General features: G+C 46.6%; 10 protein-coding genes. 5 read left to right on the top strand and 5 right to left on the bottom strand.

The window, feature by feature from the left end; all coding sequences use genetic code 11:
- Positions 1-157: 157 nt before the first annotated feature.
- Positions 158-1,054 carry a LysR family transcriptional regulator gene (locus RA178_RS02005; protein ID WP_306684309.1) on the top strand — a complete coding sequence of 299 codons (897 nt, stop codon included), beginning with the start codon at positions 158-160 and terminating at the stop codon, positions 1,052-1,054.
- Positions 1,055-1,057: 3 nt separating this feature from the next.
- Here the strand turns inward: RA178_RS02005 and RA178_RS02000 are convergent, their stop codons facing one another.
- Together RA178_RS02000 and RA178_RS01995 are read right to left on the bottom strand one after the other, a co-directional pair.
- On the bottom strand, positions 1,058-4,225 hold the full coding sequence (locus tag RA178_RS02000) for a DUF3427 domain-containing protein (RefSeq protein ID WP_131523990.1): 3,168 nt from the start codon (positions 4,223-4,225) through the stop codon (positions 1,058-1,060).
- Between the two features lie 223 nt (positions 4,226-4,448).
- Positions 4,449-5,564, bottom strand: coding sequence for a Fic family protein (locus tag RA178_RS01995; RefSeq protein WP_306684308.1), 1,116 nt, complete (start codon positions 5,562-5,564; stop codon positions 4,449-4,451).
- A gap of 429 nt (positions 5,565-5,993) precedes the next feature.
- Here RA178_RS01995 and RA178_RS01990 point away from each other — a divergent pair, with 429 nt between their 5' ends.
- Positions 5,994-6,827, top strand: a complete 834-nt coding sequence (locus RA178_RS01990) for a sulfotransferase (RefSeq protein ID WP_286992986.1) — start codon at positions 5,994-5,996, stop codon at positions 6,825-6,827.
- Positions 6,828-6,875: 48 nt separating this feature from the next.
- Here the strand turns inward: RA178_RS01990 and RA178_RS01985 are convergent, their stop codons facing one another.
- The 3 genes from RA178_RS01985 to RA178_RS01975 all read right to left on the bottom strand — a co-directional run bounded on the left by RA178_RS01985 (position 6,876) and on the right by RA178_RS01975 (position 10,684).
- Positions 6,876-7,940 carry a phosphotransferase enzyme family protein gene (locus RA178_RS01985; protein WP_306684307.1) on the bottom strand — a complete coding sequence of 355 codons (1,065 nt, stop codon included), beginning with the start codon at positions 7,938-7,940 and terminating at the stop codon, positions 6,876-6,878.
- On the bottom strand, positions 7,933-8,805 hold the full coding sequence (locus RA178_RS01980) for a nucleotidyltransferase family protein (RefSeq protein ID WP_306684306.1): 873 nt from the start codon (positions 8,803-8,805) through the stop codon (positions 7,933-7,935). The genes RA178_RS01985 and RA178_RS01980 overlap by 8 nt, the downstream gene beginning before the upstream one ends.
- Before the next feature lie 166 nt (positions 8,806-8,971).
- Entirely contained in the window at positions 8,972-10,684 is a 1,713-nt protein-coding gene (locus tag RA178_RS01975; protein ID WP_306684305.1) for a hypothetical protein, read from the bottom strand.
- A 252-nt stretch (positions 10,685-10,936) separates the two neighbouring features.
- On the opposite strand from RA178_RS01975, the gene gmk reads away from it, so the two are divergent.
- From gmk to spoT, 3 genes are read left to right on the top strand one after another with little or no spacing between them, the layout of a single operon-like run.
- Positions 10,937-11,560 carry a guanylate kinase gene (gene gmk / locus RA178_RS01970; protein WP_105251162.1) on the top strand — a complete coding sequence of 208 codons (624 nt, stop codon included), beginning with the start codon at positions 10,937-10,939 and terminating at the stop codon, positions 11,558-11,560.
- A 58-nt stretch (positions 11,561-11,618) separates the two neighbouring features.
- Positions 11,619-11,897, top strand: a complete 279-nt coding sequence (gene rpoZ / locus RA178_RS01965; RefSeq protein ID WP_007651394.1) for a DNA-directed RNA polymerase subunit omega — start codon at positions 11,619-11,621, stop codon at positions 11,895-11,897.
- Positions 11,898-11,939: 42 nt separating this feature from the next.
- Positions 11,940-14,045 carry a bifunctional GTP diphosphokinase/guanosine-3',5'-bis pyrophosphate 3'-pyrophosphohydrolase gene (spoT, locus tag RA178_RS01960; RefSeq protein ID WP_105251161.1) on the top strand — a complete coding sequence of 702 codons (2,106 nt, stop codon included), beginning with the start codon at positions 11,940-11,942 and terminating at the stop codon, positions 14,043-14,045.
- The last annotated feature ends 22 nt before the right edge of the window (positions 14,046-14,067 follow it).

Genomic DNA, 14,067 nt, shown 5'->3' with positions numbered 1-14,067 from the left:
GAGCGCGAAAATAACTAGGCTTCACAGTCGACACCCGCAATCAGCAAGTGCATTAGTCTACCTTGCATCAAGGGCGATGATAACCACGATAATAAAAACTGACTGTTGAGGTATCATCAACAATAATGGCAGGGGAACGCAATAATCGAAGGACACCATGGAACACTTTTCAGCACTACCTATCTTTGTCACTGTAGTGGAATGCGGTAGCTTTTCGCTGGCAAGTCAAAAGTTTGGGCTGAGTAAATCGGCGGTGAGTAAACGCATTACCCTATTAGAACAAAGTCTGGGTATTCAACTTTTGCACCGTACCACTCGCAGCTTAAGTCTTACCGAAGCGGGCGCCCGCTATTTTGACTATGTTCGTCCTGCCGTTAAACTTGCAGAGGAAGGGTTAGACGCCATTTCTGAGCTACAACAAGCGCCTCAGGGCAATCTGCGTATCGCCGTCCCTATGGTATTTGGTCGTCTGTATATCGCCCCTTTGATCCCCGAATTTCTGCGCCGCTATCCAAAAATACAGCTGCAAATGCAGATGGATGATAAGACAACCGATTTAATTGCTGGCGGATTTGATCTGGCAATTCGCATCGGCGATCTGCCAGATTCAAGCCTTATTGCCCGTAAAATCGCCCCTTGTTTAAGTGTGATTTGCGCCTCACCCGAATATCTTGCTCGCCACGCTGCACCACACACGCCGCAGCAACTCAGCCAACATAACTGTTTGTTCTACTCATACTTTCGTGATGGTGTTGAATGGACCTTCTTAAGCCCGCAGGGCCCCACTCGTATCCAGCCGAACGGTAACTATCAAGTCAACAATAGTGATGCCATCCACCAAGCCACACTCGATGGTTTAGGCATAGCCAACCTGCCCCGTTTCATGATCGACGCCGACTTACAAACAGGCCGCCTACAAGCCTTGCTCACAGACCATCCCCTCCCAGAACATGGCATCTACGCGGTTTATCCGCAGCGGAAATATTTGCCGACTAAGGTGAGTGTATTGATTGAATTTTTGATGGAGCAGTTAGCAGAAAGACTGGGGAAGTAGTACCTAGCCCACTGCCAGTTTAGCCGCGTCATGCCACATTACATCAGGGATTGGCTGTTCTAATCGCCATGTGACATTCATGGGTTGTGAACCGTTATGGCTGACATAATGCACTTTGCCAAAATTCACGAATCCCATAGTGCGGCCATTTTCATCTTTTGATTGCTCTCGAACAAACAACAGCACGGTTTTCCCCAGCTTTTGTTGCTCAATATAACTTAAACCCCTACCTCGTTCTGGCCGTGCGCTATTTTGCGATTGCCAGTGGAATAGATGTTCGCTAATGGCATAGTCGTGATACATGGTTGTCGGTGAAAACTGCTTCTCCGATTTATTTAATGTGACAAATAAACACTCAAGGTTTTGCTCATTAATCGCAAGCACACCCTCCCGAGAAGGCGATTTAGCTGTAAATGTGCTTGCTCCTATCGCCGCTAAAATTTGCTCACGGGTATAACGAGAGTGCACTTTCAACGCTGTGGGTTGGAGTAATTCCAAATCCATTTCTTGATGGTGTATCCGGTTGATCAGTATCGCCAATACAGCCAATAACTCTTCCTGTAATGGCTTGTTGCGTAGCATCAGCAAGCTAGCTGTTAAACTTTTAACGTTTAAAGCCGTACCTGATTTATCCCAAAAGTTGTAGTGGCACATCAAAGCAAACTGATTTTGAATAGGATCTAGTCCGTCAAATACAAAATTATTTTGGCATAACTGTTTGATAAAGATTAAATAGGATAGTGAAGTACAACTGAGTAAATGAAAGTTTATCGCACGATAATAAGCCTTGGCTAAATCGGACTGCGCAGTAGGTTCAGCAATTTGATTACCCTGAACAGCCTCGACTAATAAAGTCCATCCACATTGGCCATTAATCTTTATTCGATAAACATCTTCCAAGGTCACTTGCGGGTTAAGGTGTAAAAAATTACCTAGCGTGAGCGGCAAGTTAGTCTGATGTTTAAAGCTTGCTATTAGACTGGTTAATCGATTGGCATTGAGCGTTGCGCGGCTAATATTACGCAAAATCATTGACTGCGCTTTTTCCTCAAGCTCAATTCGACACCCTAGCGGTAGATGCGGAAAGTCATTGAGAATTTCATCTTTTATCGACTGATTCGTTTTACCGACTAATGCTCTAAATTTTTGCGAGAAATCATATTCATCACGTGAATTTCCGACAAAATCTAATATTGTGCAGCACTGCTTATCATCGGTGAGACGCAAGCCACGGCCAAGTTGCTGCAGGAATATGGTCAAGCTTTCCGTTGGCCGTAAAAACAACAAGGTATCCACTTCTGGAATGTCGACACCTTCGTTAAAAATATCCACCACACACAAAATGGATAATTTGCCACTGACCAAGCTCTGCCGCTTTTGTTGCCGTTCAGAGCTATTATCACTGGTCAGCACATCGGCGCTGATCCCAGCCAAATTGAACTTCTTCGCCATGTATTCGGCGTGTTCCTTGGTTACACAAAAGGCTAACGCCTTGATATTGTCTATATCAGTTACGGTTTCAGCTAGGCTGCGAATAATGCGCGTCACGCGCTGTTCATTGTGAGTATATAAATTGCTCAGCTCAGCGATGTCATAACGACCACGGCTCCAATTTAACTTGCTAAGGTCGGTGTTATCGTCGATCGCAAAATATTGAAATGGACATAAATGCCTTTGATTAATAGCTTCGGGTAAACGTATTTCAGCGGCAATGACACCGCAGAAGTCAGCCAGAATATCGACACCATCATGCCGTTCAGGGGTTGCCGTGAGCCCAAGTAAAATAGTCGGCTCAAAATGAGCTAATAGCCCACGATAACTGCTCGCAGCAACATGATGGACTTCATCAATCACAATATAATCATAAAAATCAGCCGCTAATGGCAGGTTATCAAGTTGCAGATTCAAGCTTTGGATTGATGCAAATAAGTGTTTGTAACTATTAGGTTGATGCTCTGCCACCCATAGCTCGCCAAATTGATTATTCTTTAACACACCGCGATAAGCACTGAGGGCTTGCTGTAAAATTTCTTGCCTATGGGCAACAAATAGAAAATTGGCTTCTGGATACTGCTTATAAAACTGCGCGAAATCGAACGCAGATATAATCGTCTTACCCGTGCCTGTTGCCGCGACGATGAGATTTTTAAAACGGCCATGAACGCTTCGCTCTACTGCAAGCTGTTCGAGGATTTCTCGCTGATGCGCAAACGGCTTAATGTCAAAATGAAATGAGCTCGATTCAGTACCACTGCCTTTCGCTTCTTTCAACGCATTGTTTAACTTTTCTTTACTGTTCGCATCACCGCTAAAAAGCTCAAATTCGTTCGATTCCCAGTAAGTTTCAAATGTACTGAGTGATTTCTCAATGATGTGGGGAATTTCTTGGGTGGTGATCTTAAGGTTCCACTCAAGCCCACTGGTCAATGCCGAATGCGATAAATTTGAAGAACCGATATAGCCGGTATGAAAACCCGTATTTCGTAGAAATAAATAGGACTTTGCATGCAGCCTTTCACGCTTAGTGTTGTAACTTAATTTAACTTGGGTATTAGGTAAACCAGCTAGAAACTCGACGGCTTTAGCATCAGTCGCGCCCATATAAGATGTCGTGATGATGCGTAACTCTTTACCACTGCGTGTAAATTCCTCAAGTTCATGCTTGAAGATGCGAATCCCCGCCCACTTGATAAATGACACCAGCCAATAGATTTTATCCGAAGAGCGGATCTCACGCTTAAGCTCACTTTCAAGTGATAATCCCGCATTACTCCCGCAAAAAAGCTCGCTCTGAGTCAGCCCCGTTAATGGAAATATGGCGGCCGTATATTTAGGTAAGTCAGTCGCTATCGGGTTTTGTTTGTTAAAAAGAGCCTTGAGTATTCGACCTTGGCTATCGATAAGATTTTCATTAATAAAATCATCATCGTTAATGTGCTCTTTGAGCCACATCACTAACCGGTTAGCCAAACTGATTTGATTGAAGATTTGGTTTTCATCGGCGGGAACTGAATTAATCACATATTCAATTACTTTAGTCAGAAAACGCGAGAGCCAAATACTTGCCTCAGCAACTTCTAGCTTCCTTTCTCCAACAAAAAATATGTCCTTATCTAAGCGCTGCTCAACGAGTTGAGTAATAAGCTTTTCATAAATCCCGACCTGTTCCATAGCCAGATATGCCCCAAGACTAACAATCAAAGTTGTAGCGAATATATCACATAACAATTTGATTCAAATTGCGATTTGTGTGATGGCTTTATCCTTTGCGATAGTACGTTAATACAGCCTAGGCTTTAAACTAATCGATTACTTACGATAAAGGCCGTCATTACACACGGGAAAGATGTTCGGCAAGTGATCATTGAGCACCACCACAAAGGTAAACTTGCCTCTATTTTCCACTCTGCAATAAGTACCTCGTACTGCGGCCGCCAGCGGCGGCTTTAGCTAAAAAGCCTTGCTCGACCATTTGCGCAAGATGACGGGTGGCGGTGGCGCGGCTCACCTTTGCGACTTTTTGATACTGGCTACTATTAATCCCTAATTCAAAATCGCCATCTAACATCCGATTGAGCACTTTAGCTTGCTCCTGACTCAATAAAGATTGGTCGACACTTTGCCAATACTGAGTTTTCGACAGTGTTCTGCTCACATCTGCCATCGCATTGAGTAAGCAGCCATTGAGGGTTTCAAAAAACCAGACTAACCAAGGAGTAATATCGACATCACCCCTTTGAGTGGACTCTAAAATGTCATAGTAGGCTTGGCGACGGGCAAGAATACTGACCGACATAGCGTAAAAACGAATCGAGCGTTTCTCCGCTTGTGCCAAGGCCAAATCGGTCAATAGGCGAGTGATGCGCCCATTGCCATCATCAAGCGGATGCAGCGTCACAAACCAAAGGTGAGTTATCGCCGCGCGGATAAGCGGATCTAAACCCAGCTCTTGCCGTGATGCATTAAACCATTCGATAAACTGCGAGAGTTCAGCATCCAATGACGCTCTAGAGGGTACTTCAAAATGTACCGTTGGTTTATCAATCCGGCCTGAGACAACCTGCATAGGTGTATCGCCAAGCAGTGTTCCGCCAATAACGGGGTTAAACAGTGTATAACCCTGCGGAAATAACTGCTTGTGCCAGCCCAATATCCGTTCGAGGGTTAATTCAGTCTCTAAATTTTTTAAGGCATCGAGCATAATGTCAGCTAAACCATCGGTTTGTGCTGTTGTCGGATACGGTTTGTCTTCAGTCACGCCGAGTTTTTTAGCTAAGGATGAGCGCACCGAAGCCGCATTGAGCGTTTCACCTTCGATGGCACTGGAATGGATAATGTTAGCGAGTAAGGTGTCGAGTGCAGCGTCTGAAGTTAATAAGCTATCGTCGTGACTTAGCATTTGCTTGCCAAGCAACTGGCCCTGATTGAAATAGACCTGACGCAGCAAGGCATCAATGCTGCTGGTGTTCCAATGAAACTTAGGCCAATCGGCTTGCTGCCAAATCCACATATCTACCCCATGAGTCGAATAACAAGCCCATTCTACTCACATAATGAGGCGATTAACAAACCTATTCGCCTCATTTTATGAGTCGAATAGCACTAATAATCGCCTCATCAATACCAATATGGCTATCCAATGCAGGAAAATGAGCCTTGTTGGTAATCCGGGAGCTCTGTTTCTAAGCCTTGCGGTCAGCCACTTGCTATTATTGTGCAGCTACAGTGCAGCTATCATACAACTTAGTGGCGCCTTTACTGTGGTGCATTGGCGTTGCGCGTGACTTTTATGTATAGCCACCGACAAATATGTATAGCCACCGACAAAACCTTCGCGCTGAGATATACTGCCGCCGCTGATTTGACACGCCAATATGAAACGCCGAGGTGATAACTTACGGCTTTACCGCACCACTGATACACATTCTGAGCCTAACCTATGCCTGATAACACCAACAATTCACCAACCTCTACTCACGTACAATGTACTGCTAATGCACAGCGTATCGGCAATGTTCAACCTACTGGTAATTCACAGATTGCTACGCCAGATACAATGCATCCAGCCCAGTCGAATGCGCTCAGTGACGAACAGATAAAGGTGAAAAAGCAGAAGGTCTTTATCATAGGTTTGCCACGCACGGGCACCACGAGTGTGAGTGTGGCGCTATTGGAGCAAGGGCTAAAAGTGGCGCACATGGCCTTTACTAAACAGGCATTTATGCTGGCCGATGCAGTGTCTGACACACCTTGTTTCAGCGATTATCAGCAGTTGGATTTATTATTTCCCGAGGCTGTGTTTGTCTATCTCGACCGCGATATCAATACTTGGTTGCCTTCGATGCAGATGTTATTTGGTAAAATGGCGCCCCATTTGGATGAAAAAACGGGCCGCTTCCATCCAATATTAAAGCGCAGTTTTAGGCATACTTTCGCCATAGATAAAGTGGCGGAACCTGCCAGCAGTGAGCACTTAATTGCTTGTTATCAAAAGCATCAGCAAGAAGTGTTCGCTTACTTTAGTGGGCGGGAAGACTTTATTTCAATCGATGTTAGCCATGCGGGAAGCTTGAGTCAGTTACTGCAATTTTTGGGAATGGAAGCAAACGCGAAGAATAGCGATGTTACATTAGGTTTAAGCGAGCCACTGAGTTTCCCTAAACTTAACGTGGGCCGCAACGTGGCAAGTTGGGGCGAATATAAACACCCCAACAAGGTCAACACCAATAGCGCAGGCCCACAAAGCCGTAAGTTTTTCGACTACACGCTTTAACATTGGATCAGTACACAGATACCAATACACAGATATCCAAGCGCTGAATTAGAAATTAGCTTTAAGCACAGTCTCTTGGTCGAGCAAGCTTTGGTACAGGGTAAACTGATTGGCGGCGCGGTCCAGATTGTGGCCTTCGCGGTGAATATGGAAATACACATCACCGTTAAGATAATCCGTTAAAAAACGCACGCCTATCATCAAACAAATCACCCGCGCGCCGAGCCATAGACTACGTTTTTCGTCTTCCGTTAAAACGTCACCCAACTCGCTCAAGTAGCCACGGCAAATCGCGGCGAAGATGTCTTGGCGCACTTGGACTTTATCCAAGGCCGTAGAGTCTTCCTCCTCTGGCGAGCAGAAAGTGCGTACCATGTCGCCAAAGTCATACATCAGATGACCTTTCATGCAGGTATCTAAATCGATAATCGCCATGCTGGACATGTCGCGTTTATCAAAAAGCATGTTATTGATTTTAGTGTCGTTATGACAAATTCGTAGCGGCAGCTTTGGCGATATTTCTGCAAGTTCATCCAGCAAAGCCTGCTGAGATAACGCGTAATCAACCCAATGACGGCAGAGCGCTAAGCGATGTTGACTATCGAGTTCAGCGGCATGCTTTAGTAAGGCCATGCGTCCCGGTAGATGGTGAAATTGAGGGATCACATCTTCAAGCTCTGTCGCATCAAAATCACTCAAGGCTGAGGCAAAATGCCCAAAGGCCTTAGCCGCCATTTCCGCTTCTTGTTCCGACTTAACCACTTCAATGCTGAGACTATGAGGCAAGTAACTGATCGCGCGCCAAAATCCTTGCTCGCCTAAATCGATAGCCAGCTCACCCTCTTGGGTTAAACATGGGCTAACAACTTTAAGGCCGTATTGTTGCTGCAATGACTTAGCGCATAAATGATGGCTAATTTTATCGGCATTGCAGACCAAAGCGTTGGGTGTTTTAAATACCTCAGTGTTAATTCGCTGCAATACCAATTCGCCCGCAGGCCAGCGCACTAAAAGGGTGTCATTAATGTGGCCATTACCGAGGGCAGAAATTTTCGCCTCGGCAGATTCAATACCAAAATGAGGCAACACTGACTGCCTGATGAGTTTAATCACTCAATAACTCCGTTAATTTTTGTTTTACCCAGACAGTGTCCTGCGGATAAGTCACGCCAAGCCATGGCTCACAGGCAACATCGACATACACAGGCAAACCTTGCTCAATTCCCGCTTGTACTATGGCGGGTAAATAGCATTCAGACTTAGGTTGTTGACCCTGTTGCCCGATAAATTCGGTTAATTCACGTTTAATAACATCAAATATGTTTGGGGAGAAGCCCCAGCATGTCATAGAGACCAAGGACTGCGCCGGCAAATTAGCATGACCCTGCGGGCCATCACCCATTAAGTGGCCTGCTTGCTCGGCGATATTAAGCCATTCGGCGACCGATTTAAGCAGACCATTTTCAACCTGACACAAACCACGGTTAACGCCACCGTACTCCGACAACGTGAGTTCTATGGGATAGGCCACCATCATCCACTCAGTTGGCCTCGTGCTTAAGCCTTTGGCTAAGGAAGCAAAAGCACTATCACCATAAAAATCATCGGCATTGATAACGGCCATTGGCCCTTTAACGAGATGGCGCGCACTCCAGAGTGCATGGGCCGTGCCCCAAGGTTTAAGCCTGTGGCTAAGATCCGCCAACTGCGCCGTTTCGGGTAAATCCGTTAAGACTTGATAGCAAAAATGATATTCAAAATCGGCTGGCAAAAATCGTGTCAGGATCTCAGTTAATTCACTTTCTAACTCTGGGCGGATCACCAGCACAGCACGCTGAAAACCACTGCGAATGGCCGACATGATTGATAGCACCAACATGGGTTCACCCGCGGGGCCGAGTGCCGCCAATTGCTTATCGCCGCCGAAACGACTACCTAGCCCCGCAGCCATAATGACTAAGGTCAATTCTGTATTCATGCTGGATTGATATATTCAGTTCAAATTTAAAGGTGTTTCCCCAAACCGCAGCGACCTAAACAACCTAAAGTACGGTTTGAGAAAAAGAGGAGCAAAAGTGTAATCTACCCCTCTAATTGTGACTAGCATTTAAGCAGAATTTTTATCGACTTAGCTGCAGACTTTTTTAACGAGCAATATAATCGCCAAAGGTGCGATTTTGTTCCAATATCGCTTGGCTGCCCTTAAGACTGAACTTATAACCACACAGGCTAATATTACCTCGACGGGCGAGATCAATAATGATGGCCTGAGTGTCGAGTGGTGAGAATCGCGCCTCTGAAGCGGAATCCGCTTTCAGATCCACAGTCACAGGGCGATAGTCAGTGCCATTGTTAAAGGATAAGACGCTGCAAGTTTTATCTCCCTTTGCCGTCGCTAAGGACCACAGGTTTTGTGCTTTACCTTTCTCACCGAGCCAACGCATGATCAAGATGTCATCCTCCAGCGCCACAGAAAAACCGTCGGGTAACGCGAGCGTCACCCGCTCACCCGCATAGGGCGCAATCGCGTTAACTGTTACAACTTCTGCACCATCACCTGTCTCAGAGTCGCCATTTGGCCAAAGGCCCCACACCAAGGCAATCAAGAGCACCACACCACAGCCAATTCCTGCTGGGCGCCAATAACGGCGTTCCACTTTCGGCAGTTTAATCTTAGGCAACACCAAGAAACGCTTTAGTGGCGCCAAAAACTCAAATAAACCGCGAAATAGCTCAGTCATCGAACCAGAATCTTTTGCTTCGGCGCGGCGCTGACGCACTTCTTCGGCATGATCTCTATCGTTAAAGCTGTCAGGCTCGTCATCTTCTTCGGCGGTAAAACGCCAACCGGGTTCAGCACTACGCTCGGCAGGATCTAATTGCGCCGCAGTAAAGTCGACATGTTTCAAATCAACATTGTCCACATCGACATCGACCAACTCAATGTGGGTCTGTTCAACGCGGCTAGTATTAGCAGGACGGAAATCTGCATGGCTGTCTGGTATCACAAAATCGGCAGGATTCTGCGTCATTCGAGTTAACGCATCAAAGCGCAGCTCATCTTGACGCAACGCTTCTCGCTCTGCCTCCGCCGCGCTAACACTCGGCTCAACCCTCGGCGATGTTAAAACAGATTCAACATGGGTCGATAAATCGACCTCTGGCTCAGACACAGTCTCAGCACTAATGGTTTGGGCATGAAGCTGCTCAACATGTGGTTCATGCCTTTCAGCTTGAGGTTGTGCTTGAATATGAGAGGTAGATTTTGCCGATTGTCTTACGGCAACGTCTTGAGCAACAATAGGTTTAGGGTCAATGATGTTAGGATCTATGGCAGTTTTAGATGCCATGGCTTTAGGGTCTATAGTTTTAGGATCTACGATTTTAGGATCTATGGTTTTAGGTGCAATGGTTTTAGGAACGATAGTCGGTTCCACACGGCGCCTAGGCATTGCCTGTGATGTTGGTGCATCCAGCTCAGGACCGAAATAACCGTAGCGATAATCCACTATCGTTGGTGCAGGAAAGCGCCAGCCCCAAAATGTCAGTCCCGCGGCTAACACTAAACTCAATCCAATTAAGGCAATATGCACATCGGCCGCTAACAGGCCGATGAAAATTATTAACGGCAATAGAAATACGCCAATCAAGCCTTTTGACTTATCGGCATCGGCCAAACGACGCAAGCTGGTGAGCCCTAATAAAGGTAGACCCAACAATGCCAGCAAATACATCAGAAAATTAGCCCCAAAAGCAGCGGCGGCAAATGCAATACAGACGTAAACGCCAACACTGATTGCGACAAAACGGGGACGAGAATCACGCCCGTGAAGGCAGAAAAGAGATTTTAACAGCACGACCCTTCCTTTATTGTTGTAAAAACGAGATACAAAAAGACACTCATTGCCTTATTCGCACGAGCGTAACCAATTTACCCGCAATTGTCAGTGCCTACGACCCAAGTCGGATAAAAATGCACATAATATCGAAGTAAATCTAAAATAGGCTTAAATTGCCAGCCAACAAGCCCTAGTATTTCTATGGTCAAAATCGGTATAATACTCGGCTTTCTGGGCCCTTCTTGCGTTAACCCATTGGATATTTAGCTCATGACCGCACGCGGAAATTTATTTATTGTGTCGGCGCCAAGTGGCGCAGGTAAATCCTCGTTGATTTCAGCCTTGCTTAAAGACAAGCCAGCCGACATGCAGGTTTCGGTATCTCATACCACCCGCGCACCACGCCCAGGTGAAGTTGATGGTCAACACTATCACTTCGTTAATGTTGAGCAATTCAAAGCCTTAATTGCTGAAAATGCCTTTTTTGAATGGGCAGAAGTGTTTGGCAATTACTATGGTACCTCGCGCCATGTGATCGAGCATACGCTCACCCAAGGTATCGATGTTTTCCTCGATATCGACTGGCAAGGTGCCGAACAAGTTAAAGCCGTGATGCCAGAAGCCGTTGGTGTGTTTATTCTACCACCCTCTAAAGCCGAGCTAGAGCGCCGCCTCACAGGTCGCGGACAAGACAGTAGCGATGTTATCGCCAGCCGTATGGCACAAGCCGTATCGGAAATGTCCCACTATAAAGAATATGATTTTATTATCGTCAACGACGATTTTGACACTGCCTTAGCCGATTTGCGTGCCATCATTCGCAGTCAGCGCTTAACAGGTGCTAGTCAGATCCACGCGCAAAATGATATGCTTCACGATCTGTTGGCAGGATAGCTGTCATAGTGTACAATTTTGCGTCATTTTTTCCCTAGATAAACTGGAGTTTCAACACATGGCTCGCGTAACTGTAGAAGACGCCGTAGAACAAATCGGCAACCGTTTTGATATGATCTTGGTTGCGGCGCGTCGTGCTCGCCAAATCGCCGTGCAGGGTAAAGACCCTATGGTTGAAGAGATGAACGACAAACCCACGGTTATCGCCCTGCGTGAAATCGAACTAGGTTTAGTTAATGCTCACACCTTAGATGCCGATGAACGTCAAACGGTACGTGAACGTGAAGCCGCTGAAATTGCAGCGGTTGCAGCCATTGCTGAAGGTCGTTCATTATAGTTTTTGAGTAAAAACCTATTTAGGTAAAAGGAGAGCTGCCACTTGTATCTGTTTGAAGGTCTAAAGGAGTCTGCTTCCGGTTACTTAGAACCTGAACAGGTAGAATTGCTCAAGCAGGCGTACCAGATTGCGCGCGATGCCCACGAAGGGCAAATGCGCACGAGTGGCGAACCTTATATTACTCATCCGGTTGCGGTTGCCCGCATCCTTGCTGACATGCGTCTTGATCATGAGACGCTGATGGCAGCACTGCTCCATGACACCATCGAAGATACCCATGTCACCAAAGACGATTTAGCCGAACTATTCGGTGTCGCGGTGGCCGAACTCGTCGAAGGCGTATCAAAACTCGATAAGCTTAAATTTCGCGACAAGAAAGAAGCCCAGGCTGAAAACTTCCGTAAAATGATGATGGCGATGACGCAGGATATCCGCGTTATCCTCATCAAGCTTGCCGATAGAACCCACAACATGCGTACCTTAGGCGCACTGCGTCCCGACAAACGTCGCCGTATCGCCCGCGAAACCTTAGAAATCTACGCGCCCATCGCTAACCGTCTCGGTATCCATAACATCAAGACAGAGTTAGAAGACTTAGGTTTCCAAGCTTATTATCCAATGCGATATCGGGTGCTTAAAGAAGTCGTTAAAGCCGCCCGTGGCAATCGCAAAGAATTGATCCAAGGCATTGAAGCCGCTGTGTATACGCGCTTAAACGATGCAGGTATTCCAGGGAAAGTTAAAGGTCGCGAGAAAAACCTCTACTCCATCTATAACAAGATGCAGAGTAAAGAGCTGCAATTCCAAGAAGTGATGGATATTTACGCCTTTAGGGTGATAGTCGATTCCATCGACACTTGTTATCGCGTACTCGGCGCCATGCACGGACTGTACAAACCTCGTCCCGGTCGTTTCAAAGATTATATCGCTATCCCTAAAGCCAACGGTTATCAGTCACTCCATACCTCTTTATTTGGTCCACACGGCGTGCCCGTTGAGATCCAAATTCGTACCGAAGATATGGACCAGATGGCCGACAAAGGGGTTGCCGCACACTGGGCCTACAAAGGCGGTGCGCAAACAGGCCAAGGCACGACGACTCAAGTGCGTGCCCGTAAGTGGATGCAAAGCTTGTTGGAGTTACAACAAAGCGCTAGTACCTCATTCGAATTCGTTGAAAACGTGAAGACTGAACTCTTCCCTGAAGAGATTTATGTGTTCACCCCTGAAGGTCGCATTCTGGAATTACCCGTCAATGCCACCGCGGTAGACTTTGCCTACGAAGTGCATACGGACGTGGGTAATACTTGCGTCGGCGCCCGTGTTAACCGCCAAGCGTATCCGCTTAGCCAACCGTTAATTTCAGGCCAAACCGTTGAAATCATTACGGCTAAAGGCGCACGTCCTAATGCCGCTTGGCTGAACTTTGTGGTAACCGGTAAAGCTCGCGCTAAAATCCGCCAAGTGCTGAAAAGCCTTAAAGGTGATGATGCGATTGCACTCGGTCGCCGCCTGCTCAACCATGCGCTAGGCAAAACTAAACTCGACAGCATTGCGCCTGAGCAGATTGAAAAAGTGATCCGCGATACTAAACATACGACGCTCGATTCGCTGCTCGCCGACATCGGCCTTGGCAATGCCATGAGTATTGTTATCGCCCAGCGTTTGATTGGCGATAATCTTGAGAATCAAGAAAGTCGCGACGGCCACATGATGCCAATTCGTGGCGCCGAAGGCATGCTCGTTACCTTCGCTAACTGTTGCCGCCCCATCCCAGGTGATGCCGTGATAGCGCACGTGAGCCAAGGTAAGGGCTTAGTGGTACACATGGAAAACTGCGCCAATATTCGTGGTTATCAAGGCGAGCCAGACAAATATATTCCCGTACAATGGGATAATGTTGAAGGCGTTGATTACCAAGCCAATCTGCGGGTGGAAATTGTTAACCACCAAGGTGCACTGGCGAAGATCACCTCGATCATTGCCGCCGAAGGTTCAAACATTCACAACCTCAGTACTGAAGAACGTGATGGTCGCGTGTATTTGATCAACCTGCGGATTTCAGTGAAAGACAGGATCCATTTAGCCAACGTGATGCGCCGAATTAGGGTACTGCCCGAAGTACTGCGCACATCCCGTAATCGTTAATTAACTCAACACTAAAGAGAGC

This window comes from Shewanella oncorhynchi, from assembly GCF_030848765.1.
GTDB lineage: Bacteria > Pseudomonadota > Gammaproteobacteria > Enterobacterales > Shewanellaceae > Shewanella > Shewanella oncorhynchi.
The sequence above is the reverse complement of the archived record's forward strand: the minus strand, read 5'-3'. Positions and strand labels throughout refer to the sequence as shown.

Excerpts from the sequence above, each read along its gene's own strand:
- rpoZ (WP_007651394.1), top strand. The coding sequence starts at position 11,619 with ATGGCTCGCGTAACTGTAGAAGACGCCGTAGAACAAATCGGCAACCGT.
- RA178_RS01980 (WP_306684306.1), bottom strand. The coding sequence starts at position 8,805 with ATGAATACAGAATTGACCTTAGTCATTATGGCTGCGGGGCTAGGTAGT.
- RA178_RS02005 (WP_306684309.1), top strand. The coding sequence starts at position 158 with ATGGAACACTTTTCAGCACTACCTATCTTTGTCACTGTAGTGGAATGC.
- RA178_RS01990 (WP_286992986.1), top strand. The coding sequence starts at position 5,994 with ATGCCTGATAACACCAACAATTCACCAACCTCTACTCACGTACAATGT.
- RA178_RS01995 (WP_306684308.1), bottom strand. The coding sequence starts at position 5,564 with ATGTGGATTTGGCAGCAAGCCGATTGGCCTAAGTTTCATTGGAACACC.
- gmk (WP_105251162.1), top strand. The coding sequence starts at position 10,937 with ATGACCGCACGCGGAAATTTATTTATTGTGTCGGCGCCAAGTGGCGCA.
- RA178_RS02000 (WP_131523990.1), bottom strand. The coding sequence starts at position 4,225 with ATGGAACAGGTCGGGATTTATGAAAAGCTTATTACTCAACTCGTTGAG.